Below are 24,803 nucleotides of genomic sequence, written 5' to 3' on the forward strand. Positions count from 1 at the left end.
TCAGGCCTTCGTGTTCACGAGCAGCCGGTAGAACACGAAGCCGAGCCCCGCGCCGATGAACCACGAGAAGTTCGCGACGCCCTGCCAGCCCGGCACCATCACGCACACGATCGCGATCACCGCGGCCGGCAACAGCGCGGCGAGCGCGCGGCGGTTCACGCCGCCCGTGTACCAGTACGTCCCGCTTTCCGACATCGTGTACAGGTCGTCGCGCACGAGCCGGCCGCGCTTGACGAGGTAGAAGTCCGCAATCAGCACGCCGTACAGCGGGCCGATGAATGCGCCGAGCACGTCGAGCGTGTAGTGGATCACGGCCGGGTTGTTGAACAGGTTCCACGGCGTGATGAAGATCGACGCGACGGCCGCGAGCATCCCGCCCGCGCGCCAGCTGATCAGGCGCGGCGCGACGTTCGAGAAGTCGAACGCGGGCGACACGAAGTTCGCGACGATGTTGATGCCGATCGTCGCGATCGTGAACGTCAGCGCGCCGAGGATCACCGCGGTCGGATGGTCGATGCGGCCGACCGTCTCGACCGGGTCGGTGATGAGTTCGCCGAACACGGGCAAGGTCGCTGCCGTCGTGATCACCGTGACGAGCGAGAACGCGAGGAAGTTGACCGGCAGCCCCCAGAAATTGCCGCGCTTCACGTCGCCGAACGAGCGGCAGTAGCGCGAGAAATCGCCGAAGTTCAGCATCGGCCCGGAGAAGTACGACACGACCAGCGACACGGCCGTGATCATCACCGGAATCACTTCCGCGCCGTGATACTTGACGCCGCCGAGGTTGATGCCGATGTTGCGCCAGCCCGCGCGCCACACCATGTAGCCGGCGAGGATGAACATCACGACGTAGACGGCCGGGCCCGCGAAGTCGATGAACTTCTTGATCGTCTCCATCCCGTTCCAGAACACGAACGCCTGGAGCACCCACAGCAGCATGAAGCCGGCCCAGCCCACCGCCGACAGCCCGAGGAAGCCGTAGCGATGCACGTCCGCGTAAGGCAGCCATTGCGGGAAGAATTTCAGCACGACGATCACGAGCGCGCTCGACGCGAGATAGGTCTGGATGCCGTACCACGCGATCGCGATCAGCCCGCGAATCACGGCCGGCACGTTCGCGCCGAGCACGCCGAACGTCGCGCGGCACGCGACCGGATACGGCACGCCGATCTGCTGGCTCGGCCGTGCGATCAGGTTGCACAGCACGTTCACGAGGCTGATCCCGACGATCAGCGCGATCAGCACCTGCCAGCTCGTCAGCCCGAGCGCGAACAGGCTGCCCGCGAACACGTAGCCGCCCACACTGTGCACATCCGACATCCAGAACGCGAAGATATTGTACGAACCCCATGTCTGGTTTTTAAGGGGTGCCAAATCTTCGTTGTACAGACGTTCGCTGTAACCCTTCGGCAGCGTCGGGTCGCCGCCCTCGCCGCCTTCATCCGCCGGATAGGCGCTATCGTGCGCCACACTGAACTGAGCCATGACTTCTCCTTGACGCGACCGGATGGCCGCTCCACCGTCATCGATATCGCTCCGGATCGACGCCCGGAGTCGGACCAGCGGCCCGCGGCAAACGCCGCGGGCCTGCATTTCGCTCGTTCTGTGGCGCGCGGCCGGGTTCGCGTCGCCGCTCAGGCGCCGCCGAACACTTCGCGCAAATCGACCTGCCCTTGTGCGGGCCGGTCCAGCATCTTCAGTTCAACATGCTGCAGGTGGTGCGCCATCAGCGTCACCGCCCGCTTCGGATCGCCCGCCTCCAGCGCGGCGAGGATCTCGTCATGGTCGTCGCACGAGCACGGGCTGCGCCCGTGCGATTCGTACAGCGCCGACATCAGCGTCGAGCGTGCGACGAGCCCTTCGAGGCACTCGCTGAGCGTCGCATTGCCCATCAGCGTGGCGAGCGCCGTGTGGAATTCGCCCGACAGCCGGATCCACGCCGCGAAGTCGTGCCGCTCGAACGCCTTGCGTTCCTTGTCGATCAGCGCGGCGACGCCCTTCAGCCGCTTTGCGCCGGGCCCGGTCGCGAGCCGCTCGACCACGGCGAGCTCGATGATCCGGCGCATCTCGAACACCTCGTGCACGTCCTGCAGCGTCGGGCTCGCGACGAACGCACCGCGGTTCGGCTCGAGCTCGACGAGCTTGTCGGTCGCGAGCTGCGCAAGCGCCTGGCGGATCGCCCCGCGCTTCACGCCGAATACGTCGCAGAGCTGCGCCTCCGTCAGCTTCGAACCAGGCGCGAGCCGATGCTCGAGGATCGCCGTGCGGATCCGCTCGGCGATCGCTTCGGGGCTGGCTGCACCGGACAGGTGGGCTTCGGGCTCGTTCATGATCGGCATCGTGTGATGATCCTCATCCTAGGGCGGACATAAAGATTGTCAACAATTCTTTTCCAGCATTGCGCACAATCGGCGTGCATCGACGCGACCCCGTTCGGTGCATGATGCGTCGAATCCATGCACGACAGGGCTGAGACGTACGACAGAGGCCCTTCTCGTCGTATACCCTTCCGGCTTTTTTGTTGACAAAACTGGTGCAAGATTCGGCGATCGCACTGCAGATGCCGACGAAAAAACTTGACCGTTAGTTGCGTGCCTACATAAAGAAAAAGGCGGGGAACCCGCCTTTCGATCGATCGCGCCCACCTCAGCCGAGGTGCGGATAGTCCGACAGCGTGAGCCGGAACCCGTGCGCATTCGCGACCAGTTGCGCGTGCGCGCCGAACGGCAGCGTCAGCAGGTCGGGCACGTGGCCGAACTGGAGCCCCGTGACGACAGGAATCCCGACCACCGCGCGCACCTGCTCGATCATCGCCTGCATGTCGTAGCCGTTGTCGTACTCGAACGGCCGCGCCCCGGTGAACTGGCCGAGCACCAGCGCCTGCTGGCGCGCGAGCAGCCCCGACAGGTGCAGTTGATAGATCATCCGTTCGATCCGGAACGGCTGCTCGTTGACGTCCTCGATGAACAGGATGCCGCCTTCGATGTCGGGCATGTACGGCGTACCGACGAGCGACGTGAGGATCGCGAGGTTGCCGCCCCACAGCGTCCCCGTCACGTTCACGCTCTGCACCTGCGGCGCGTCGGCGATGATCGTCGTGCTCGGCTGCGTCAGCGTCTGCCAGAAGTGCTGCATCGTGAAGTCGCTCGGCGTTTCCGCGCCGAAATCGGCGGACAGCATCGGGCCGCCGAACGTCTTGATGCGTGCCTTCGCATACAGCGCGAGCTGGAGTGCCGTGAAGTCGCTGTGGCCGACGAGCGCGACCGGCTGGTCGCGCAGCCTGCGTTCGAGCCCGCGATAGTCGAGCCCGTGCAGGATGCGCGCGGCGCCGTAGCCGCCGCGCACCGCCAGCGCGATGTCCGGCAGCGGCCGCTCGGGATCGGCAAGACGGTTCAGGTCGCCTGCCCGCTCGCCGTCGGTGCCGCCGAACCGCTGGAAGCGCCGCTGCGTCGCCTCGATGTTCTCGATGCGGTGCTGTGCGGTGCTGAGGCGCTCGAGCGCGCGGTTGATCGCGTCGGGGTCGTGCGGATAGCCGGACGGCGCAAGCAGCCGGATGGTGTAGGACGCGGCGGGCTGGAAGGACATGGCGAAAGGTGTCGGGTCGTCAAACCTGCTTAGAGGGTCTGAACCGTCTCCGGTTCACGAAGCCGGGCACGCCCGGCTCGGGCCGGGGCGGCGGGCGCGCCTATGACGCGCCGGATTCGGCGTCGCGGGCCAGCCGCGCTTCGCGCAGCGCGCGACGGCGCTCGGCGAAGAACGACTTCAGCGCGGCGCCGCACTCGTCGGCGAGCACGCCGCCGGTCACTTCGGTATGGTGGTTCAGCTGCGGATTCGCGAACGCGTCGATCACGCTGCCGCAGGCGCCCGTCTTCGGATCGGCGGCGCCGAAGACGACCCGCGCGATACGCGCATGCATGATCGCGCCCGCGCACATCAGGCACGGTTCGAGCGTCACGTACAGCTCGCAGCCTGGCATCCGGTAATTCTGCAGATGCTGCGCGGCCATGCGCAGCGCGGCCATTTCCGCATGGGCCGACGGGTCGTGCCCACCGATCGGATGGTTGAAGCCGCGCGCGATCACTTCGTCGCCGCGCACGAGCACCGCACCGACCGGCACTTCGCCGGCCGCGCGCGCCTCTTCGGCGGCGGCCTGCGCGAGACGCATGAAATGCAGGTCGCGCGCCGATACGGGCGCAGCTTCGGGAACGGGGGAATCGGCGCCGGGTTCAGCCGCCGGGGTGTCTGCCGGACGGGCTGCGTCGTGCAGCGCGTCGGACGTCACATCGGCCCCGCTTCGGCGGACGCTTCGTCGAGCCCGCGCTCACACAGGCGCTCCGCGATGCGCCGGCAGTAGTCGCGCGGCATCACCATCGGGCCGCCGCGCAGCGATTCGAGCGCCATGTCGAGCGCGAGGATCTTCGCCTGCAGCCGGCACCGCGCGGCACGGTCGCTGACCGCCTGCACTTCGTCGTGCAGGTTGCGCAGCGCGCGCAATTGCTCGACGGCCGGCGGCACGAAGCCTGCATTCTTCAGGATACGGTTGGCCACCCGCACCTCCTCGGGCACGAGCAGGTCGTCATCCAGCGCCTGAGGCGCGCCGGTACCCGGCAAATCGTCGAACTCGCCCCGCGCGGCGGCGGCGGCAATACGTTGTTCGACCAGGGCGTCAAGCAATCTCATCAGTCAATCGGAACAATGCGGCAGGCCGAATTCTAGCAGGGTGACGCGGGTATGACAGGCCCTTCGAATATATGCTCGATATTGCGTTTTTAGGGGCCGAATCGCGGCGCATGCGTGCCGATCGGCATCATTTGCCGCGCTGCTGCGCCGCAGCGGGCTGCAGGCTGCCCAGACACCCGCGAACGGGCACAATGCCGGCCCTGTTTTTTGTCAGTGGCAAGGCGGGCCGCGCCTATACGGTGAAATTCAGGCCGCCGCGCTTCCGCCGCCGAGTCACGCGGCCACCGTTTCCGGCCGCGCTTTCGCGAACGGGCGGAACATCATCGCCATCAGGAACGCGCCGACGCCGATCGCGAACGAACCGACGTACAACCAGCCATAGCTGCCGAACGTATCGACGATCAGGCCGCCGGCCACGGGGCCCGCCGCCATCCCGAGGCTGCCGGCCATCGCGCAGCCGCCGATCACGGTGCCCATCATCCGCAGCGGGAAATTCTCGCGCGCGAGCACCGAATACAGCGGCATCACGCCCGCATAGATGAAGCCGAACAGGGTCGCGACCGCGTAGAACCCGTCGAGCGTGCGCACGAAGTCGTACCCGAGCGCGCCGAGCGCCTGCGCAAACAGCCCGGCCACCAGCGTGCGCTTCGCGCCGATGCGGTCGCCCAGGATCCCGAACACGATCCGGCCGCCCATGCCGGCGAGCCCTTCGACGCTGTAGATCGACACCGCGACGATCAACGGAATCCCGCACGTCACCGCGTAGCTGACCGTATGGAAGATCGGGCCGGAATGCGTCGCGCAACAGAAGAAGTTGGTCAGCAGCAGCACGATGAACTGCGGCGAACGCAGTGCGTGCGCGACCGACATCGCCGCGGGGTCACCGGCCGGCGCGGGGGCCGCGGGGGCCGCATGCGCGCCGTCGAGCGCGGGTGCCCGGCGCACCAGCAGCGACACCGGAATCATCACGACGGCCGCCAGCGCCGCAATCAGCAGCATCGACGTACGCCAGTCGCGCACCGACACGAGCCACGCGGCCAGCGGGGCCATCGTCATCGGCGCCATCCCCATGCCGGCCGACACGAGCGACACCGCCAGGCTGCGGTGTGTGTCGAACCAGCCCGTCACGCATGCCATCATCGGCGCGAATATCGCGGCCGTCGCACCGCCGACGGCGAGGCCGAACGTCAGCTGGAACGCGAGCAGCGACGGCGCGCGGCTCGCCAGCGCGAGGCTTGCCGACAGCAGGACGGCACCCGTCATGACGACCGGGCGCGTGCCGACGCGGTCCGACAGGCTGCCCCACCCCATGCTCGCGAAGGCCATCGCGATGAAGCCGAGCGTCATCGCGCCGGAAATGCCGGTCATCGACCAGCCGGTGTCGCGCGCGATCGCGCGCAGGAAAACGGGCAGCGAAAACATCGCGCCGATGGCGATGCAGCCCATCAAGCCGCCCGCGGCGACGATGACCCAGCGGTATCGGGAATCCGGCATGGGAGATCTCCTTTTCGTTACGGCAATCCTCGGTACTCGGGCGCTACCCGCAAGGTGCAATGCCCGGTCGACATGGATACGACGGGCGACGCATCGCGAAATCGACACGCGCGACACATGCGCCTGCGAATTGCCTTGATTGTCCGCCGCTCCACTTTGCCCGTCATGGGTGGATCGGGCCGACACCGCACGCCGGATCGTCCGTTCGGTCCGCCCCTGCCGCCGTGCTTTTCCGGAATCGGAAAGTCGAAATCAGAAATCGTTGGTTGGGGCGCGCGATCGCGCTGACTACACTCGAGCAATCTTGTCATAACAAGTTGATCGATGACCTCACCCAACGTCGTGCCGCTGTCGGCGGCCCCGCTCTACGTGCAGATCAAGGACACGCTGCGCGCACGCATCCTCGACGGCACCTATGCGCCGCACAGCCGGATGCCCTCCGAGCACGAACTCTGCGCGGCGTTCGGCGTCAGCCGGATCACGGTGCGCCAGGCGCTCGGCGATCTGCAGAAGGAAGGACTGCTGTTCAAGCTGCACGGCAAGGGCACCTTCGTATCGAGGCCGAAGGCATTCCAGAACGTGACGTCGCTGCAGGGTTTCGCCGAGGCGATGTCGTCGATGGGCTACGAGATCGTCAACCAGGTGCGCAGTGTCCGCACCGTCAAGGCCGACCGCCATCTCGCAACGAAGCTGAACGTGCCGGAAGGCGCGCCGCTCGTCGAGATTCACCGCGTGCGGCTGCTGAATCGCGAGCCCGTGTCGCTCGAACAGACCTGGGTGCCAGAAGCGCTCGGCAAGCGCCTCGCGGGAGCCGATCTCGCGACCCGCGACATCTTCCTCGTGCTCGAAAACGACTGCGGCATTCCGCTCGGCCATGCCGACGTGTCGATCGACGCGATCCTCGCCGACGACGAGATCGTCGATGCGCTGCAGGTCGAGGAAAGCAGCCCCGTGCTGCGCATCGAGCGCCTCACGCATGACGCGTCGGGTGCACCGATCGACTACGAATACCTGTACTTCCGCGGCGATGCCTTCCAGTACCGGCTGCGCATCGACCGGCAAAAACCGCGCAAACCTGCAAGGAAACAACGATGACTACCCATGTGTTCGAATACGACATCGTCGTGGTCGGCGGCGGCACGGCCGGCCCGATGGCGGCGATCAAGGCGAAGGAGCGCGACCCGTCCCTGCGCGTGCTGCTGCTCGAAAAAGCCAACGTGAAACGCAGCGGCGCGATCTCGATGGGGATGGACGGCCTGAACAACGCGGTGATTCCCGGGCATGCGACGCCCGAGCAATACACGCGCGAGATCACGATCGCCAACGACGGGATCGTCGACCAGGAAGCCGTGTACGCGTATGCGACACACAGCTTCGCGACGATCGAGCAGCTCGACCGCTGGGGCGTGAAGTTCGAGAAGGACGGCACCGGCGACTATGCGGTGAAGAAGGTCCATCACATGGGTTCGTACGTGCTGCCGATGCCGGAAGGACACGACATCAAGAAGGTGCTGTACCGGCAACTGAAGCGCGCACGCATCGCGATCACGAACCGGATCGTCGCGACGCGCGTGCTGACCGACGCACAGGGCCGCGCGAGCGGCGTACTCGGCTTCGACTGCCGCACGGCCGAGTTCCACGTGATCCGCGCGAAGGCCGTGATTCTCTGCTGCGGCGCGGCCGGCCGCCTCGGCCTGCCGGCCTCGGGCTACCTGATGGGCACGTACGAGAACCCGACCAACGCGGGCGACGGCTACGCAATGGCCTATCACGCCGGTGCCGCGCTCGCGAATCTCGAATGCTTCCAGATCAATCCGCTGATCAAGGACTACAACGGCCCCGCGTGCGCGTACGTGACGGGCCCGCTCGGCGGTTTCACCGCGAACGGCAAGGGCGAACGCTTCATCGAATGCGACTACTGGAGCGGCCAGATGATGTGGGAGTTCTATCAGGAACTGCAAAGCGGCAACGGCCCCGTGTTCCTCAAGCTCGACCATCTCGCGGAGGAAACGATCCAGACCATCGAGCAGATCCTGCATACGAACGAGCGGCCGAGCCGCGGCCGCTTCCATGCGGGGCGCGGCACCGACTACCGCAGCCAGATGGTCGAGATGCACATCTCCGAGATCGGTTTCTGCAGCGGCCACAGCGCGTCCGGTGTGTACGTGAACGCACGCGCGGAGACGACCGTGCCCGGCCTCTACGCGGCCGGCGACATGGCGGCCGTCCCGCACAACTACATGCTCGGCGCATTTACGTACGGCTGGTTTGCCGGGCAGAACGCGGCCGATTACGTGGCCGGCCGCGAGCATGCGCCGGTAAACGACGAACAGGTCGACGCCGAACGCAAGCGCGTGCTTGCCCCGCTGCTGCGCGAGCGCGGCCTGGCACCGGCGCAGGTCGAATACAAGCTGCGCCGCATGGTGAACGACTATCTGCAACCGCCGAAGGTGACGCGAAAAATGGAAATCGGCCTCCAGCGCTTTGACGCCATTACTGAGGATATCGAAGAGATAAAGGCAAGCCATCCGCACGAACTGATGCGCGCCGCCGAGGTGCGCGCGATCCGCGACTGCGCGGAAATGGCCGCGCGCGCTTCGCTGTTCCGCACCGAGAGCCGCTGGGGGCTGTACCACCATCGCGTCGACTTTCCGCATCGCAACGACGCCGAATGGTTCTGCCACACCTGGCTGCGCAAGGACGCCGACGGCGCGATGCGCAGCGAGAAGCGCCCGGTCGAGCCGTACGTCGTGCCGCTCGCCGACGACGATCGCGGCGCCTACACGAATCTGCGCATCCGCGAACCCGCCGCGCTCGCGGCCGCCCTCTGAGGAGCCCTACCGTGCCCCATACCCCGCACGACATCTTCCTGCGCAGCAGCGCGCCCGTGACGATCGACGAGGAACGCTGCATTGCCGACAAGGGCTGCACCGTCTGCGTCGACGTGTGCCCGCTCGACCTGCTCGCGATCGACGTGACCAAGGGCAAGGCCTACATGCAGTTCGACGAATGCTGGTACTGCATGCCGTGCGAGCGCGACTGCCCGACCGGCGCGGTCAAGGTCGACATCCCTTACCTGCTGCGCTGAGCGCGCGCGGCCGGTCGTCGTCGTGCCGCCCGTGCAGGCCGTGCGGGCCGTGCGGGCCGTGCGGGCCGTGCGGGCCGTGCGGGCCGTGCGGGCCGTGCGGGCCGTGCATCGACGACGTGACGGCCGGGCCGGCGTTCGCCAGGTTCGCATCGCCATGCCGTGCCGCCCATGCATCGCGCTCCGCGACCAGCGGCTTTTTCACCGAACCGATCCTTTGCCCATGACCGCTTTCTCCTTCACCGCCTCGTTGCCCGGCACGCACGATCCGGATCGTGCCGCACTCGCCGTCCGCCTCGCCGCGCCCGACGCATCCGTGCGCCGCATCGCACTGATCGAGCTTGCCGATCTCGAGGAATCCGATCTGGTGCCGTCATTCGTTGCGGCACTGTGCGACGATCCGTCGGCCGACGTGCGCAGCGAGGCCGCGCGCGTGCTCGGCGCTTGGGAGCAGCCCGACGTCGTCGACGCACTGTGCGGCGCATTGCTCGATCCGGACGAAGGTGTACGCGCCACCGCCGCGCAGAGCCTGTCCGAACTGAAGGACGCGGCATCGGGTACCGTGCTGCGCCGATGGGCCGACCGGCCCGAGTCGTTCGTGCGCCGCGCCGTGCTGCGCGGATTGCGCGAGTTGCGCGACCCCGGCGCGTTCGCGCCCGCGCTGCGCGCACTCGATGCCGAACACGCCGCCGTGCGCGCCGAAGCCGTCGCGGTGCTCGGCTGGCTCAGGGACCCTCGTGCGCTGCCGCCGCTCGCGCGCATCGCGACCACCGATGCCGCAGCGGACGTGCGACGCGCCGCGGTCGGCGCGATCGGGTTCGCGGCACCCGACGATGCGGCCACCATCGACGCACTGCTCGCCGCGCTGCGCGACCGCGAATGGCAGGTACGCGAGGAAGCGGCCACGACGCTCGGCAAGTTGCGTGTCGCGGCCGCGCGCGACCCGCTCGCCGCCGCGCTCGACGACGACTACTGGCAGGTGCGCTTGCGTGCCGCGCGTGCGCTCGGGCAACTGCGCGATGCTGCGGCGGCGCCGGCCGTCGCTGCACTGCTGTCGCATGCGATCAGCAACCTGCGCAAGGAAGCCGCGCTTGCGCTGGGTGAATTGCGCGACCGCGCGACGTTGGCCGCGCTCACTCACGCATTGGAGGATCACGATCCGGAAGTGCGCAAAGCCGTGCGAATCGCGATCCGGCAAATCGACGAGGCGTCGCGATGATCGCGCCGACCGAAATCGCGCTCGATCACGCTGCACGCACGTTGACACTCCGCTGGCCGGGCGGCCGCACGCAACACATCGGTTATGCGCGGTTGCGCGGCGATTGCCCGTGCGCGGAATGCCGAAGGATCCGGCTCGACGGCGGTCGTGTCGATGCGCGGCCCGACCTGACGCTGGCCGGCCTCGAGGCAGCCGGATACGGCATCCGCGCCCTCTTCGGCGACGGCCATGCCCGCGGCATCTATCCGTGGCCGTTTTTGGCCGACATGGCCGATAGGGCTGATAGGGCGGACACGACGGCGCAGCCGTGACGTGGCTCCCGCGGGTGCGCGGACGACATGGCAGACGTGCGGAAACGCTGCGATACTGACGCCCACGATCGTCTCCACCCACCGTGGGAGTCAGAACATGCAAACCGCAGTCGGATTCATCGGCCTCGGCGTGATGGGCACGCCGATGGCGCTCAATCTCGCGCGAGCCGGCACGCCGCTCGTCGTATGGAGCCGGTCGCACGGCAGCGACGATGCGTTGCGCGACGCCGGCGCACGCGTGGCCGAGCACGCCGACGACGTGTTCGCCGCCTGCTCCACCGTGATCCTGATGCTCGCGAACGACGCGGCAATCGACGCCGTTCTCGCGCGCGGCACGCCCGGTTTTGCTACCCGTGTCGGCGGGCACACCATCGTGAACATGGGCACGAACGCACCCGGTTTTTCGCGCGCGCTGGCCGATGAAATCGCCGCCGCGTCGGGCCGTTACGTCGAAGCGCCGGTGTCGGGTTCGCGCAAGCCGGCCGAAGCCGGTCAGCTCGTCGTGATGCTCGCCGGCGCGCCGGACGACGTCGACGCCGTCCGCGCGCTCGTGAAGCCGCTGTGCCGCGACAGCTTCGTGTGCGGCGACGTACCGTCGGCGCTGACGATGAAGCTCGCCGTGAACCTGTTCCTCATCACGATGGTCACCGGCCTGACCGAAGCCACACATTTCGCGCAACGCCACGGTATCGATCTCGCCCGCTTCGCCGACGTGCTGAACGCGGGACCGATGGCGAGCGACGTGTCGCGCGTGAAACTCGGCAAACTCGTCGCGGCGGATTTCTCGGTGCAGGCCGCGATCACCGACGTGCTGAAAAATGCACGCCTCGTCGCGGAATCCGCGCGCGGCGCCAACATCGCGTCGCCGCTGCTCGACATCTGCCACGCGCTTTACGGCGAGACCGAGCGGGCCGGACACGGCGCGGACGACATGGTCGCCGTGATCCGCGCGATCGAGCAGCGCACGCACGATGCGCAGTGAATCGCCACCGGCCGCCCCCTCGACCACACGCACGCATCGATCCGTCATGTCCGATTCGCCCCGCTCCCCGACCGGTGTCATCGCCGCCGTACGCCCCGTTCCCGCCGTGATCGGCGTCGTCCTGCGGGAACGCGACGTGCTGCTGGTGCGCCGCGCCAATCCGCCCGATGCGGGATGCTGGGGCTTTCCTGGCGGCAAGATCGAAGCAGGCGAATCGATTGCGAACGCGATCGTGCGCGAGATCGTAGAAGAGACGACCGTCGACGTCGAGGCACTCGACGTCTTTACCGCGCTGGATGCCTTCGATTACGATGCTGGCGGCAACGTGCACCAGCATTTCGTCATGGTCGCGGTGCTGTGCAACTGGCTGCGCGGCACACCTGCTGCCGGCGACGATGCGCTCGACGCGCGCTGGTTCGACCTCGCCGAGCTCGACCGCGACGATTTACCGATGAGCGCGGGCGTTCGCGACGTCGCGCGCCGAGCGATCGAACGTGCAGCGGGCCTCGGCGACGCACGGCGCGCGGCCACTCCCTGAAACAACGCCGTCTGCCCGCATCCCTTGCGCGCGGCCCGATCGCGGCCATGACGGTGTCGGCGAGCCGCCGACCTTCAAACTACCAATCAAAACAGGTCAGACATGATCAGAATTCGCAAGTCCACCGAGGCCGACGGCGCACGCGTGCTGGATATCTGGCGCAACGCGGTCGACGCCACGCATCACTTCCTGAGCGACGACGACCGTCGCGCGATCGAATCCGAAGTGGTCGGGTTCCTGCCCGGTGCGCCGCTCGATCTCGCCGTCGACGAGGCCGACCATGCGATCGGCTTCATGCTGCTCGACGGCAGTCACATGGAAGCCCTGTTCGTCGATCCCGCGCACCATCGCGCAGGCATCGGGCGCCTGCTCGTGGAAGACGCACTCACGCGCCATCCCGACCTGTCGACCGACGTCAACGAGCAGAACGAATCGGCAGCACGATTCTATGAACGGCTGGGCTTCGAGCGCTGCGGGCGATCGGCGCTCGATGGACAAGGACGGCCCTATCCGCTGATCCACCTGCGCCATCGCGCGGCACCGCCCTCGTCGCCACGGCACGCGTAACCACTTTTCCGGGCCGGGATATCGCGCCGCCCGCCACGTCACACGCGCCGGACACGCGAATGCGGCTGCGTATTGCCGCGTCCGCTCCACGCATGCCGCGCGCGCACCGGTACGTGTGCCAGATGGCGCGTCATGGGCGACGCATCGGCAGCACGCGTTCGACCATTGAAAAAGCACGCTGCACGAAGCCGTTGAACCGGTCGGCATCGCGCCGCAGCCCGGTCTGTTGTCCGCCAATCATGCACAAGTGCACGGCCTGCCCGACGATCTCGGCCTCGCCCGGCGTGCGCACCAGCCGGCGCGACGTGTCGATCGCAAACGCGAGCCGCGCCGCGTCGACGCGCTGCTGGCATTCCGCGACCAGCGGATCGTGCAACGCCCAGGCGCGGATCGCGATTTCACGCCCGGGCCGTTTCTCGGCGGCAATGCGCAGGTAGCGCAACAGCGTGTCGCCGGCACCGTGGCCCTCCGCCGCATACGCCAGCATGCGCGCGGTGTAGTCGTCCTCCCACGCGGTCAGCAACGTCCTGACGAAGTCCTCGCGATTGCGGAAGTGGTGATAGAACGATCCGCGCGTCACGTTCAGCCGACGCGCGAGGCTCTCGGCCGAAATCCCCGCGTACCCTTCTCCGTCGAGGGCGTCGAAGCCCGCGGCAATCCAGTCATTTCGCGTCAGTGTGCTCATCGTCATCGCCATACAGGCTGTGTATGGTGCGGCATGGACAGATAGGCTGCGCACTCTATCACGGCCGCCGCCGCTTCCGGCAGCGCGCCATTACTTAAGGAGTCCGCCTTGAAAGACATTGCACTCGTCGCATTCGACCGGTTCACCGACGTCGACCTGTTCCTGATGTGGGACATCCTCGGTCGCAACAACAAGGACTGGCGCGTCCGGATCCTGGGTGCAACGCCGGTGCTGCATTCCGCCCATGGTCTGGCCATCCCGACGCACGGCCCGCTCGCCGACGCCAATCGCGCCGACGCGGTCCTGTTTTCGAGCGGCAAGGAAGGCGTACCGGCCGCGCTCGCCGATCCCGGTTTCCTGCCGTCGTTCGATCTCGATCCCGAACGCCAGCTTGTCGGGTCGATCTGCGGCGGCGCCTTCATTCTCGAACGGCTCGGGCTGCTGCCGCAGCGCCGCGCGACGACGCACCCCGAAGCGCGGCAGGGTTTGCAGGCAGTCGGGCTGCAAGTGATGGACCAGCCGCTGGTGTGTCACGGCAACGTCGCGACCGCGGGCGGATGCCTTGCGTCGCTCTACCTGACGGGATGGCTGGTGGAATCGATGTTCGACGCGGACAAGCGGCGCGAGACGCTGCTGCCCGTGCTGCCTGCCGGGCAACGGGAGATTTACGAGGACCTGATCGAGTTCAGCATCAGGCAGGGTGCGGGACAAGCGACGGGCCCGATCCGGATCGTCGAAGGCGAAAACGGGCTCGCGGCATGACGCGCGGGTCGATGGGCTGTCGATAGCCGGCAGCCAGTACGCCGTTGCAGCATCGTGCGTCCTGCCGAGCCAACGGCGGATCGGGACGCATTCGCGGGCGATCCGGGTCATCGATCGGGTCGGCCTTCGCCGCACGGATGGTCGTTTCTCGAGCCGAACGAGTCTGCCGCGGGCCTGGAGATGCTAACCTCTCGGCCTCTCTGAACGACACCGCGTGAAGCAACAGGATTCGACCATGCAAACCGTTGCGGTACTGGACTTCGAAACAACCGGACTTTCGCCGAACCTGGGTGATCGTGCGACCGAAATCGCCGTCATCCTCCTCCGGGACGGACAAGTCGTCGATCGTTTCCAGAGTCTGATGAATGCAGGCAGACGCATACCGTCGGACGTCGTCGCGCTGACCGGCATCACGAACGAGATGATCGCATCGGCGCCGCCGGCATCGAAAGTCATGAAGGAAGCGGCTGCGTTCGTCGGCAAACACGCGGTCGTCGCGCACAACGCCGGTTTCGACAAACGGTTCTGGCAGGCGGAACTCGGGTTGCTTGGCATGACGGCCGAGCATGCCTTTGCCTGCACGATGCTCGTGGCGCGACGCATTTACCCGGACGCGCTGAGTCATCGCCTGTCGAGCCTCGCGGACATGCTGCGGCTGCCGAAATCGGGACGGGCGCACCGGGCGATGGTCGATGCCGAAATGGCCAGCCACCTGTGGTGCAGGCTGCAGCAGGACATTGCCCGGACTTACGGGCTGGATCGTATCGATCACGCGCTCATGGCACGTGTCCAGGCAACGGCGAAGGCGAAAGTGCCGATGTACCTGCGCTCGCTCGCGGGCGCGCATGCGTGAGAATCGGTCGACGGCCACGGGCGATCGCTGTCGGGCACATGACGGATTGCCGCATCACGCGTGCCACGCGACGTTTCATGACTCAGGCAGCATGTGAGCGCAAAACGGCTTGGGAATCTCCCGACACGCAATGAAAAAAGGCCATGCAGTCGCATGGCCTTGGTCAACGATTGCCGCAGGTACTGAAAAATCGTTATCAGGTGCCTCAGGCGAAAACGGCATTCAGCGTCGCGAGGATTGCGGTCTGGCTGCCCCCTGCCAACGGAACCGTCACCGTCGATCCACTGAAGCCGACCACGCTTTGTCCGGCCGGAGCAGATTGTACGAAACCATTCCGGGTGGTCGAGCCGGCCATGCTGCCGAACGGGCCATAAGTGGCCCCGCTTTTCCCGGTCAATGTGAGTTGCAAAACACATTGCCAGCCGTACCACACGCCCGTGTAGCCGGAAATGGACACGATCGGATCGTCAAGCGGAATATTGATGACCTGGGCAGTCCCGCTGTTTCCGCCGTGTTGCAACAAGGTAAATATTCCGGTTCCCGTTCCCTGGGTGCCGGTGTTATAGGGCCCCGTCCCGGTATTGACGGCCTGAACCGCGTTGAGTACGTCGCCTGACCGGATCGTCACTCGGGTTAGGTTGGGATTACCTGCGGCGCTGATAATCGGTGTGTCGTCGAAGGTGTTGCTGGTGGGCGGATTGCCGAGTTGATCGAGAATCATGAACTGCGCCTGCTCGAACTGGAAGTTTCCAGAATTGAAGCGCCAGACGAAAATATCCTGATAATCGTACCGTGTACCCCCGGAAGAAAAACCTTCCGAAACCATGCTCCAGACCTGTTGCGCACTGGCATTGGGGGCTGAATTTCCTGGTTCGAACTGAGCACCATAGCCGATCCTGGACGGCGATATGCCGGCATCAAGAAAATCCGACAGCGGCGTGCCGTCGTAGAATTGAGGCGAGACAAAATCGAACTGGCTATTGACCGTAGCGTAATCAATCGAACTGGTGGGCCATGCAGGCGTGAACGACAGATAATACTTCACCGGCTGCCGATCGAATTCGGCGTGAATTGCAGAGAACAGAATCTGGAACTGCGATCGCGTCATTTTATCGGAAACATCGCCTTCCCAATCGATATCCAGGCCATTCATTCCGTTATTCCGGAGATATGTCACCAGATTATTCGCAAAATTGGCCGCCTGCGTTTGCGGATCTCCACCTCCCGAGAAAACCGCCGCCAATGTATTGGCGCCGGAATACACCATCGTGGCCAGAAATTTGATTCCAGGATTCACCTGACGCGCATCACGGAGTACAAAATTCAAATAATCCTGATTGGTCAGCCCACCCGAATGCGATGCGTTGCCGATCTGGATCGTGGAACCCTGTGCGGCGGGAACGACTTCGAAAAAAGCAATGCCAAGAAAATTTGTACTGTCGTAAACCTTGCAATCGATCAGCGATTGATAGCAACTTTCGGGACTGTTGTAGTTGGTTTGTGGCGGTTCGTCTTCGTTCAAGAAAATCCACGCATTGATGCCGTTTTGTAGGTTTGCCATTTTTCTTTCCTGTGACGTAGCGTTTTTTTGGCGGTGGCGCACGACGCTGCAACTACAGTAGAAGGCCACCAAATACCACGGCCAATTGACCGTGGCGCATCGGCAATGCGGTCACGCCCGGAGACGATACAGCCACGTAATGAACCAAGGCGTTCCACGTTGCTGAAGACCATTATAGGAAGTGGCAAAAGATAAAACGGCGCAAACTGCGCGAAAAAAATATCGATCCTTTGGGGAAACACGTGACATCAATTCGACGACAAAATCCCTGTCGAGCGCAACAATGCACTTTCGGATTCACCATTCCGGCTTCATTACGCCAACTGGCGACGCATTCGGCGAAGGGCTTCGACGCGGCGCACGGCCGCTGCCGTTTCTCTTCACTCAATAATGCGGGTAATCGTATCGAAGAAAGGAAATGTGCCCGCCTGAGATACTGCGACATGCATGCCGTCGCGGTCGACGATCTCGTACAGGGCTGTGCGGGATTCAAGAGGATTGCGGAATGCGAATTCAGTGAGCCTCGTTTTTTGTTCTCGTGATGGGCACCGCTTTTACCGTTACCAATCACGAGCCCTCGATGTGCCCGCAAACCCGCACCGCGTCCCGCATTCTGGAAGGAGTTTTACTGCCACGACCGAATCCCGTTGCCGGCAGATTATCGAGTCGCAATCGTGCATTCGGCTACTGCCCGCCCCACTGTCATTGGCAGCGCATACGCGGCGGGCAGTCTCCGGATTCGTAGAAAGTTCGCTTCTGCGTCAATGGCTTAGAACCATGCGGATCGCAACGAAAACCCTGCAAGGTCCTGCGTCAGCCAATGATTCAAGAGGAGCTTTTTACCGCTCACTCCCACTCGATCGTCAACGAGACTCGCAAGTCCACATGGTTAAAGGGATTTGCAGTGATCAACATGGGTCTTTACCGTCGCTTTTACCGTCGCTTTTACCGTCAGGAAAACAGGCTCTTTTCTGACGCGGGATTCGGAACGATTTGCGGAGCGCCGACCCATCATCAATCAGCTTCAATCATACCGAATAGGCAGCAAGACTTCAGGCTCTTCTGCACTGCTCTCCAAGGAATTGCCAGTGTTAACACGAGGTCGTGTTGTCAGCTCGTCGGAACACCGTAGCGCTTGAAGAGCGCCTCGAAGAAGGCCTTCACATCCGCCTTGGCTGTGGGTGCCTGCAGCTCCGCTGCCCCAAAGCGAAAGACTTCATATCCTGCAAGCTTGAGTTCGCGGTCGCCTCTGACCATCTGCGCATAGCGTTGCACGTCGGCGCACCCGGCGCCGTCCGCGTAGTGGTGCTTGCCGTCCACTTCGATGACGACCCGCACTCCCTGTGGTAGCAGCAACAGGAAGTCCATGCGAAAGCGCAGCAGCGCATCCGGCCCTCGCTCCTTGACCGTGCGTGGGTCCCAGTGAAGCCATACTTCCGGCAGCAGTGCCGGCAGGTTCGGCACGGCACTGCGGAATCCCTCGAAGAAGGCATCGAACAGCAAGGACTGCGGCGGGGAGTTGCTGGGCAAGCTGGCCTTGAGACGCGCGTACAGTGAGCGCTTAGCCTGCGTGGCATCGGCAATCCGCTCGGTATCGCCCCACCACTGCTGCAGATCATTCCAGCGCAGTCCGTCGTTGCCGATGGGACGGTCATAGACAAGCACCTTATCGGCATTGGTGACGATCTCGACGTCGTTGTCCAGCGCGTCGCGGAAACGTAGGTCAGGCTTGTCGGGTGAGGCAAAGATGAGATTCTTCGGCCGGCCTTTGACTGCCGCGTGCAACGAGACTATCGAGAAGACCGGGTAGCCTCCCTCCGAATCCGTCTCGCGCAGCTCGACACCGCAATTGCGCAGCGACTCGTTGACGCAAGCAACGAAGTGGCGTTGCGCTGCCTCGTCGGGTCGCACGTCGGCCGAAGCCAGCCCCTCTAGAAACAGCGCAAAGCGCCGATCGGAAGCGTCATAGGCGCCCAACTGGTCGAACAGTGTTTCAGCAGGCCAGTCCTCCGGATTCCGATGGACGTGCTGCTGAATGTCCTCGCGCAACCCGCTGGGCTTGCCACCCAGCAAATTAAGCCAGTCATCGGCATCCAATATCCACAACCGCTCCAGAAGGTCATCGAACCTGCGAGCATCCCCATACAGCTCTTCGCTGTTGAGTCTTCTAGCGACCTCGCGCCGATACCGCTTCGGGATCGGCGGACACCCGCTGTCGCTCCAGAGAATGTCCTGAATCTGGTTGCGCGTCGTGGCATTGGGTGGATGGCGAACCAACAGCTTGCGTGCAACCGCAGGCAGATCAGCGTCGGCGGTAGCCTCGAAGCTGGCGGTCATGCGGTCACGCTTGGAGCCGTCAGTGGCGGGCATGGGCAACCCCAATTCCTCGCAAAGCGTCGGCAGCATGGTATGCGTGCCGGCGTCCTTTAACGCCATGATGAGCGGAGCCAATAGCGAGCGAAGTCGCGCGTAGTCCATTGGGTACGATTCAAGCTCGCAGCGTCATGGCGCGCAGCAGCGCGTCTATCTGACCGAAGGCATCCTGCTGCCACTGCTCGGGCGTGCGATCACCCAGCGCATGCGTTTCTTCGACGAAGCGCTTCACACAGGTCGGCCCGTATCCCTCGAAGTTGTCGAACTTCTCAGCGATGTAGCGGAACCCACGTTCACCGCTTGGATGCACCAGAAGCTGCTGACATTCCCGCGCCAACGCGTCGATCCCCTCGGGGTAGTTCCGCACGCAGTAGTAGATGTCGTAGGCGTCCTTCTGCTTATAACGGCCCACCAGTGCGTGGCCCTTCATCGCCAGCAGAGCCGGGATGGAACATACCGCGATCTCCACACGGTTTGTCCCTCCGTCTGGCATCGCCCCTGTCACCGCCACGAGTTGATAGAAGCGCATCGCCAGATCGGCGCCATCCGCCCGCTGCACGGCAAAGTCGCTGATCAGGGGCGGATCGTTCTTGACGATCTCAGCGTCGCGGGGCATCAAGAAATCGACCACGACATCGATTGCTTCCCCGCCATCTCGCGCGGGAACCTGGCGAACCAGTTGGAAACGCCGAAGCCCCTCGCGCTGGGCATATCCATGGCCTTGAAGCGCACCGATCAAGGTGGCGTACTCGCCATCGCCGAGTGCTTCTGCGTCCAGCCCGACGTCCACGTCGAGCGTCCCGACGTGGGGCATGTCCTCGCTGGCCAGCAGCAGCCAGGGAACCGCGCCGCCGACGATGGCGAACTTGCCTTTGAAGCTGCCGAGGATCTGCCCTATTTCGATCAGCACGGACTTCACGGCCGCAGTCGTGCGGTCGTCGTACTCGGCCGCCGACTGCGGTTCCTGTGGGGGTGTCATTTGGACCATGAGAGTCGTTCCTGTCGCAAGTGGTTCGCCGCCTCGACGCCACGCTCGCCAGCAATGGAGAGATCGAGGTAGGTTTGAACCGGGCTCGTGCAGATCGCACCTGGCGCTGGCTCAACGGTATCGGCGAGAAGTCCCAAGTCCTTCGGCACAGTGACGACCACGTTCTCCCCTTTCGAGCTTGGCGTGAGCTTCAATGCTGATTTGAGCTTGCGCAGGCCTTCGTCGTCGGCAAAGAAGTAATGCGAGCCAGTACGCGCATAGGGAGAAAGCCACTGCGCCGCCGAGAACGATGCGAAAGCCCCACGGCCAGAACTGTTGTCCGCGCGCAGAGCGCTTCGAGCCGCATCTTCAAGTGCGCTGCCATGCAGTGGCGTATAGAAGCGCAACCGCTCACCGGGTGGCGCGGTGTAACTCTCCCGCCAGGCATCCAGCAGTGCATCGGGCTCCGTGAGAATCAGGCCATCGTCCGAGGCGCGTGCCCATTCCCGATCAATCAAGCCGGTACGCACATTGCTGACGTGTCCTAGGCTGACCCCAGAAATTTCCGACAACTCGGTGACCCGCCATGCTCGGCCCGGCTCACGCAGCATGGCGCGCAGCACTTGCGCAGATTTTGGCCTGAACAGTGACTTGAGTTCGCGCTGTTCGGCCACCGGCTTGTCCGTCACCGCGCGCTCGATGAACACGCCACCGAAGGCGATCCGGGCATTACCTTCCAAGTCGATATAGCCGACGCCCTTCTCTTCGCACATCAGCCTCACTGCCGGTGAGATGTAGGGGGCGATAAAGATGGGCGTCGCCGCCGGGGCAACGTGCGCAACGTAGTTCCGCAGTTCCAGCAGTGCGGACCGGGCGTACCGCGGTTGCCCGTTCGACTTGTATTCGCAGATCAGCAGGTGCCGCCGGCCGTCCACGAGCAGCCGGGCGATCAAGTCCGGCTGCCATTCGCCAGACGTGACTTCAGCGTCGATGCCTTCGACCTCCAGGATCGGAACTTTCTCAAGCACCTTGCGCAGTGCTTCGCCAGCACGGGCCTCGGCCTCTTTCATTAAATTTACCTCTTTCAACGTACGTTGAAAGTAGCATATTTTCTGAAATCCGTGTGCTAACTTCACCAGGAAGCCGATTTCAGCGAATGCTGAAATCGGTCATAACACTGAAATTTTAAGATTGTTGAGGCAACCGTAGCCACGCTACGGCAACGACACCACCCGAATCCTTGCTGAAGATCAGCCCCTTGCTCCCTTCTTGAACCCTCGATCCCCCGCCATGAACGCCTCCAGCATGTGCGGAATCAGCGTCGCCGCCTCGACCTGTTCGCCATAGGTTTGCGCGTGCATGGCCGCACAGCGGTCAAGGTCAGTCTTGAGCGTGGCCGTGCACGCAAAAGTCAGCTTGACACTCTCGGTCTCCATCTATTGCACAAACAGTCGGATTTCCAGCGGCGACAAGGCCCGGTCCTTCGGTACGAAGGTGGCGATCGACACCGCGCCCACGCTGTCGGCGGGGTTGTCCACCTTTTCGCCGTGGGCGATGGCGTAGACGTAGACCTGCTTCACGATGTCCCGAATCTGGACCGCGGTGGCGGGCGCCCCGCGTTCCTTGACGTTGTTGCACAAGGCTCGCAAGTCTTCGGCTTGGATCTCGGTCAGCAGGCGGTTCTGGAAGACCGGCGGGATGCCCCGGTCAATGATGTGCTTGCGCATGGCACGGGTGCTGTCGGCCAATCGTGCATTGGCCAGCCACGTCTCCATCGCCGCGCCGAAGGTCTTGATGGCAACCACTCGGCGTTTCTCGCGCTGCTTTTCCAGCGCGGGCGAGACGCCCTTGAGAACGGCTTTCCGCGCGCCCAGGAGCAGTTCGCGCGCCATCGCCAGCGAGATGCCGCCGGGGCCGTAGCGGCCGAGGGCCAGCGTCTCGCGGCATCCGTTGAGGCGGTAGTCGTAGCGGAAGGTGACAGTACCGCTGGGCGATACCGTCACGTACATCCCGTCCCGTCAGAAGCCTTATAAATCTTAGACTTAGGCTTCAGATTTCGTAGTGCCGCGTCAGTAAGCATCGAGGTTTCCTACGGCTTTTGACGGCTTTACCGTCAAGAACCTAGAGACCCGTTGATGCCCGGAAAGCCGCTTAGAGCAAACTTTCCCGAGAAGACTTTTACCGTCAAAGACGGTAAAAGTCTGAATAGTGAATGAGAATGTCTTAATCTGGCCTCGATTTTTACCGTCCGCTCTACCGCCAACTTGTTTTGCTGGCCGGCGATAGTCACCGATAGATGCCGCGCCGCATTTTCTTCTAAATCAATACGTTACGGAAGTTTTTCGATAGCTGGCGATAGTCCCCGAAGGACCTGATTTCACTCCCACTCGATCGTCGCCGGCGGCTTGCCCGAGATGTCGTACACGACCCGGTTGATCCCGCGCACCTCGTTGATGATCCGATTCGACGCACGGCCGAGCAGCGCATACGGCAGGTGCGCCCAGTGTGCGGTCATGAAGTCGGTCGTCTGCACGGCACGCAGCGACGTCACGTAGTCATACGTGCGGCCATCGCCCATCACGCCCACCGACTTGACCGGCAGAAACACCGCGAACGCCTGGCTCGTCAGGTCGTACCAGGTCTTGCCGACGTCGGCTTCGCCGCACAGGCCGGCAGCCGCATCCTGCGCGGTCGCGGTCGTGTTGCGCAGTTCCTCGATGAAGATCGCGTCCGCGCGGCGCAGCAGGTCTGCATACTCGCGCTTCACTTCGCCGAGAATCCGCACGCCGAGGCCCGGGCCCGGGAACGGATGGCGGTACACCATCTCCGGCGGCAGGCCGAGTGCGACACCCAGCTCGCGCACTTCGTCCTTGAACAGGTCGCGCAGCGGCTCGAGCAGCTTCAGGCCGAGCGTTTCCGGCAGGCCGCCGACGTTGTGGTGGCTCTTGATCGTCGTCGCCTTCTTCGTCTTCGTGCCGCCCGATTCGACCACGTCCGGGTAGATCGTGCCCTGCGCGAGCCACTTCGCCTTCGACAGCTTCTTCGCCTCGGCCTGGAACACCTCGACGAACTCGCGGCCGATGATCTTGCGCTTCGCTTCCGGATCGGTCACGCCGGCCAGGTGGCCGAGGAACTGTTCGGATGCGTCGACGTGCACGACCTTCGCATGCAGGCGGCCTTCGAACATGTCGAGCACCATCTTGCCTTCGTTGAGGCGCAGCAGGCCGTGGTCGACGAACACGCAGGTCAACTGGTCGCCGATCGCGCGATGGATCAGCGCGGCTGCGACGCTCGAATCGACACCACCCGACAGGCCGAGAATCACTTCCTCGTCACCGACCTGCTCGCGGATCTTCGCGACGGCTTCCTCGATGTGATTCTTCATGATCCAGTCGGGCTTCGCGCCGGCGATCTGCAGCACGAAGCGCTCGATGATCTGGCGGCCCTTCACCGTATGCGTGACTTCCGGGTGGAACTGCACCGCGTAGTACCCGCGCGCCTCGTCGGCCATCCCGGCGATCGGGCAGCTCGGCGTCGACGCCATCAGCGCGAAGCCCGGCGGCAGCTCGGCCACCTTGTCGCCGTGGCTCATCCAGACCTTCAGCATCCCGTGGCCTTCGTCCGTCTTGAAATCCTCGATGCCGTCGAGCAGGCGCGTATGGCCGTGCGCGCGCATTTCCGCGTAACCGAATTCGCGGTGGTCGCTCCACTCGACCTTGCCGCCGAGCTGCACGGCCATCGTCTGCATGCCGTAGCAGATGCCGAGCACCGGCACGCCGAGATCCCACACGGCCTGCGGCGCGCGCAGCTGGTGGTCTTCGTACGTGCTCGCGTGGCTGCCCGACAGGATCACCGCCTTCGGCGCGAATTCGCGGACGAAGTCATCGGACACGTCGTTCGGATGGATTTCGCAGTAGACGTGCGCTTCACGCACGCGGCGCGCGATCAGTTGGGTGACTTGCGAACCGAAGTCGAGAATCAGGATTTTGTCGTGCATGGCTGCGGACGGGATGAAGAGAATAAGAAAAGCAGCGCATCGTTTGCATCATGCGCTGCGTCAAAAGCATGGACAGCGGCGTCGGGCGGAAGGCTGCACGCGCGACGCATGGCCGGTCAATCCTGCATCGGCGGGCGCTCGTCGAGTGCGACGGTGCCTGACGACGATTGGCCGGATGCGGCCGATGACGGTGCGGCGGCCGGCGACGCCGCCGCGGGACGGCTGACGACGGGTTCGACACGCTGCGGCGCGGCCGACGACGCTTGCGCCATCGCCGGCTCGGCCGGACGCGGCGCCGGCGCGCGCGCCTCGAGCGCCTGCGCTTTTTCGCGCCGACGCACGGCCGATGCGAGCCGCACGCCGCCGAGGCCGAGCACGATCAGCGCGACTCCGGCCACGGCCGACAGCACCCTGCCGGCGGCGGCGAGCGCGGGACCGCTGCCGGTGCCGATCGACCAGACGATCGTCAACGCGCCGGTCAGCCAGTACACATGGCCGACCGCGCGCGCGACGGGCGCGGTGAGATCCCCGTTGAACGCTGCATGAAACGCGAGCCACGCGAGCCCGAGCAACGCAATGCCGAACGCCTGGCCGAGCATCGCCGGCTGGACGTTCGCAAGCTGCAGCGCGTTGAAGAGCGACTGCCAGGGCGTCAGCACGAACAGCACGCCGAACGCCAGCAGCAGCACGGCATCGATGATCAGCACGGCACGCAGCAGCGGTTTCATC

General features: G+C 64.5%; 25 protein-coding genes and 1 pseudogene. 10 read left to right on the forward strand and 16 right to left on the reverse strand.

Features of this window, described 5'->3' with window-relative positions; translation table 11 throughout:
• The 6 genes from AB3K92_RS33110 to AB3K92_RS33135 form a co-directional block, all read right to left on the reverse strand.
• Positions 1 to 1,485, reverse strand: coding sequence for an NCS1 family nucleobase:cation symporter-1 (locus tag AB3K92_RS33110; RefSeq protein WP_059651643.1), 1,485 nt, complete (start codon positions 1,483 to 1,485; stop codon positions 1 to 3).
• A gap of 149 nt (positions 1,486 to 1,634) precedes the next feature.
• Positions 1,635 to 2,339 carry a GntR family transcriptional regulator gene (locus AB3K92_RS33115; RefSeq protein ID WP_048020953.1) on the reverse strand — a complete coding sequence of 235 codons (705 nt, stop codon included), beginning with the start codon at positions 2,337 to 2,339 and terminating at the stop codon, positions 1,635 to 1,637.
• A 307-nt stretch (positions 2,340 to 2,646) separates the two neighbouring features.
• Positions 2,647 to 3,585 (reverse strand): muramoyltetrapeptide carboxypeptidase, encoded by a 939-nt coding sequence (gene ldcA, locus AB3K92_RS33120; RefSeq protein WP_021160356.1) that lies wholly within the window; start codon positions 3,583 to 3,585, stop codon positions 2,647 to 2,649.
• Between the two features lie 100 nt (positions 3,586 to 3,685).
• Complete coding sequence (tadA, locus tag AB3K92_RS33125; RefSeq protein ID WP_059678117.1) at positions 3,686 to 4,282, reverse strand: tRNA adenosine(34) deaminase TadA; 597 nt, start codon at positions 4,280 to 4,282, stop codon at positions 3,686 to 3,688.
• Positions 4,279 to 4,680, reverse strand: coding sequence for a DnaJ family domain-containing protein (locus tag AB3K92_RS33130; RefSeq protein ID WP_006478536.1), 402 nt, complete (start codon positions 4,678 to 4,680; stop codon positions 4,279 to 4,281). The genes tadA and AB3K92_RS33130 overlap by 4 nt, the downstream gene beginning before the upstream one ends.
• Positions 4,681 to 4,953: 273 nt before the next feature.
• Positions 4,954 to 6,174 (reverse strand): MFS transporter, encoded by a 1,221-nt coding sequence (locus AB3K92_RS33135; protein WP_369466609.1) that lies wholly within the window; start codon positions 6,172 to 6,174, stop codon positions 4,954 to 4,956.
• Between the two features lie 324 nt (positions 6,175 to 6,498).
• Here AB3K92_RS33135 and AB3K92_RS33140 point away from each other — a divergent pair, with 324 nt between their 5' ends.
• From AB3K92_RS33140 to AB3K92_RS33150, 3 genes are read left to right on the forward strand one after another with little or no spacing between them, the layout of a single operon-like run.
• Positions 6,499 to 7,269: a GntR family transcriptional regulator gene (locus AB3K92_RS33140; RefSeq protein WP_060158223.1), complete on the forward strand. Its 771-nt coding sequence runs from the start codon at positions 6,499 to 6,501 to the stop codon at positions 7,267 to 7,269.
• Complete coding sequence (locus tag AB3K92_RS33145) at positions 7,266 to 9,005, forward strand: fumarate reductase/succinate dehydrogenase flavoprotein subunit (protein ID WP_369466610.1); 1,740 nt, start codon at positions 7,266 to 7,268, stop codon at positions 9,003 to 9,005. Before AB3K92_RS33140 ends, AB3K92_RS33145 begins: the two co-directional genes overlap by 4 nt.
• A gap of 11 nt (positions 9,006 to 9,016) precedes the next feature.
• Positions 9,017 to 9,262, forward strand: a complete 246-nt coding sequence (locus AB3K92_RS33150) for a ferredoxin family protein (protein ID WP_006764074.1) — start codon at positions 9,017 to 9,019, stop codon at positions 9,260 to 9,262.
• Here the strand turns inward: AB3K92_RS33150 and AB3K92_RS33155 are convergent.
• Positions 9,231 to 9,464, reverse strand: a complete 234-nt coding sequence (locus AB3K92_RS33155; RefSeq protein ID WP_369466611.1) for a hypothetical protein — start codon at positions 9,462 to 9,464, stop codon at positions 9,231 to 9,233. The genes AB3K92_RS33150 and AB3K92_RS33155 overlap by 32 nt on opposite strands.
• 18 nt (positions 9,465 to 9,482) lie before the next feature.
• Here AB3K92_RS33155 and AB3K92_RS33160 point away from each other — a divergent pair, with 18 nt between their 5' ends.
• From AB3K92_RS33160 to AB3K92_RS33180, 5 genes are all read left to right on the forward strand, one after another.
• Positions 9,483 to 10,478 carry a HEAT repeat domain-containing protein gene (locus AB3K92_RS33160; RefSeq protein ID WP_369466612.1) on the forward strand — a complete coding sequence of 332 codons (996 nt, stop codon included), beginning with the start codon at positions 9,483 to 9,485 and terminating at the stop codon, positions 10,476 to 10,478.
• A complete protein-coding gene (locus tag AB3K92_RS33165) occupies positions 10,475 to 10,789 on the forward strand; it encodes a gamma-butyrobetaine hydroxylase-like domain-containing protein (protein WP_369466613.1) in 315 nt (104 codons plus the stop codon). The genes AB3K92_RS33160 and AB3K92_RS33165 overlap by 4 nt, the downstream gene beginning before the upstream one ends.
• 97 nt (positions 10,790 to 10,886) lie before the next feature.
• Entirely contained in the window at positions 10,887 to 11,771 is an 885-nt protein-coding gene (locus tag AB3K92_RS33170; RefSeq protein WP_060126837.1) for an NAD(P)-dependent oxidoreductase, read from the forward strand.
• Between the two features lie 46 nt (positions 11,772 to 11,817).
• The gene (locus tag AB3K92_RS33175; RefSeq protein ID WP_059678123.1) at positions 11,818 to 12,309 is read left to right on the forward strand and encodes an NUDIX hydrolase; all 492 of its coding nucleotides are present in this window, start codon (positions 11,818 to 11,820) and stop codon (positions 12,307 to 12,309) included.
• Between the two features lie 102 nt (positions 12,310 to 12,411).
• Positions 12,412 to 12,876 carry an acetyltransferase gene (locus AB3K92_RS33180; protein WP_059624065.1) on the forward strand — a complete coding sequence of 155 codons (465 nt, stop codon included), beginning with the start codon at positions 12,412 to 12,414 and terminating at the stop codon, positions 12,874 to 12,876.
• Positions 12,877 to 13,006: 130 nt separating this feature from the next.
• Here AB3K92_RS33180 and AB3K92_RS33185 read toward each other — a convergent pair whose 3' ends face one another.
• Positions 13,007 to 13,561, reverse strand: a complete 555-nt coding sequence (locus AB3K92_RS33185) for a TetR/AcrR family transcriptional regulator (protein WP_060158272.1) — start codon at positions 13,559 to 13,561, stop codon at positions 13,007 to 13,009.
• Between the two features lie 108 nt (positions 13,562 to 13,669).
• Between AB3K92_RS33185 and AB3K92_RS33190 the strand changes: the two genes are divergently transcribed.
• Both AB3K92_RS33190 and AB3K92_RS33195 read left to right on the forward strand, forming a co-directional pair.
• The gene (locus AB3K92_RS33190) at positions 13,670 to 14,323 is read left to right on the forward strand and encodes a DJ-1/PfpI family protein (RefSeq protein ID WP_059816743.1); all 654 of its coding nucleotides are present in this window, start codon (positions 13,670 to 13,672) and stop codon (positions 14,321 to 14,323) included.
• 235 nt (positions 14,324 to 14,558) lie between these two features.
• A complete protein-coding gene (locus tag AB3K92_RS33195) occupies positions 14,559 to 15,176 on the forward strand; it encodes a PolC-type DNA polymerase III (RefSeq protein WP_042975604.1) in 618 nt (205 codons plus the stop codon).
• A 205-nt stretch (positions 15,177 to 15,381) separates the two neighbouring features.
• On the opposite strand, the gene AB3K92_RS33200 is transcribed toward AB3K92_RS33195, so the two are convergent.
• The 8 genes and pseudogenes from AB3K92_RS33200 to AB3K92_RS33235 all read right to left on the reverse strand — a co-directional run bounded on the left by AB3K92_RS33200 (position 15,382) and on the right by AB3K92_RS33235 (position 24,802).
• Entirely contained in the window at positions 15,382 to 16,737 is a 1,356-nt protein-coding gene (locus tag AB3K92_RS33200; protein ID WP_369466614.1) for a glycosyl hydrolase family 18 protein, read from the reverse strand.
• Between the two features lie 1,110 nt (positions 16,738 to 17,847).
• Positions 17,848 to 19,215 (reverse strand): hypothetical protein, encoded by a 1,368-nt coding sequence (locus AB3K92_RS33205; protein ID WP_060228317.1) that lies wholly within the window; start codon positions 19,213 to 19,215, stop codon positions 17,848 to 17,850.
• 10 nt (positions 19,216 to 19,225) lie between these two features.
• Positions 19,226 to 20,098, reverse strand: a complete 873-nt coding sequence (locus tag AB3K92_RS33210; protein WP_196786327.1) for a nucleotidyl transferase AbiEii/AbiGii toxin family protein — start codon at positions 20,096 to 20,098, stop codon at positions 19,226 to 19,228.
• Complete coding sequence (locus AB3K92_RS33215; RefSeq protein ID WP_060228319.1) at positions 20,086 to 21,147, reverse strand: type IV toxin-antitoxin system AbiEi family antitoxin; 1,062 nt, start codon at positions 21,145 to 21,147, stop codon at positions 20,086 to 20,088. Before AB3K92_RS33215 ends, AB3K92_RS33210 begins: the two co-directional genes overlap by 13 nt.
• Before the next feature lie 180 nt (positions 21,148 to 21,327).
• Positions 21,328 to 21,513, reverse strand: a complete 186-nt coding sequence (locus AB3K92_RS33220; protein WP_369466615.1) for a DUF2274 domain-containing protein — start codon at positions 21,511 to 21,513, stop codon at positions 21,328 to 21,330.
• 3 nt (positions 21,514 to 21,516) lie between these two features.
• Positions 21,517 to 22,157, reverse strand: a pseudogene (locus tag AB3K92_RS33225) (tyrosine-type recombinase/integrase); the annotation flags it as partial.
• 297 nt (positions 22,158 to 22,454) lie between these two features.
• Positions 22,455 to 24,074: a glutamine-hydrolyzing GMP synthase gene (gene guaA / locus AB3K92_RS33230; protein ID WP_027787108.1), complete on the reverse strand. Its 1,620-nt coding sequence runs from the start codon at positions 24,072 to 24,074 to the stop codon at positions 22,455 to 22,457.
• Between the two features lie 116 nt (positions 24,075 to 24,190).
• Entirely contained in the window at positions 24,191 to 24,802 is a 612-nt protein-coding gene (locus tag AB3K92_RS33235; RefSeq protein WP_059490060.1) for a hypothetical protein, read from the reverse strand.
• Position 24,803 lies beyond the last annotated feature (1 nt).

This window comes from Burkholderia sp. Bmkn7 (genome assembly GCF_041103175.1).
Taxonomy (GTDB): domain Bacteria; phylum Pseudomonadota; class Gammaproteobacteria; order Burkholderiales; family Burkholderiaceae; genus Burkholderia; species Burkholderia cepacia.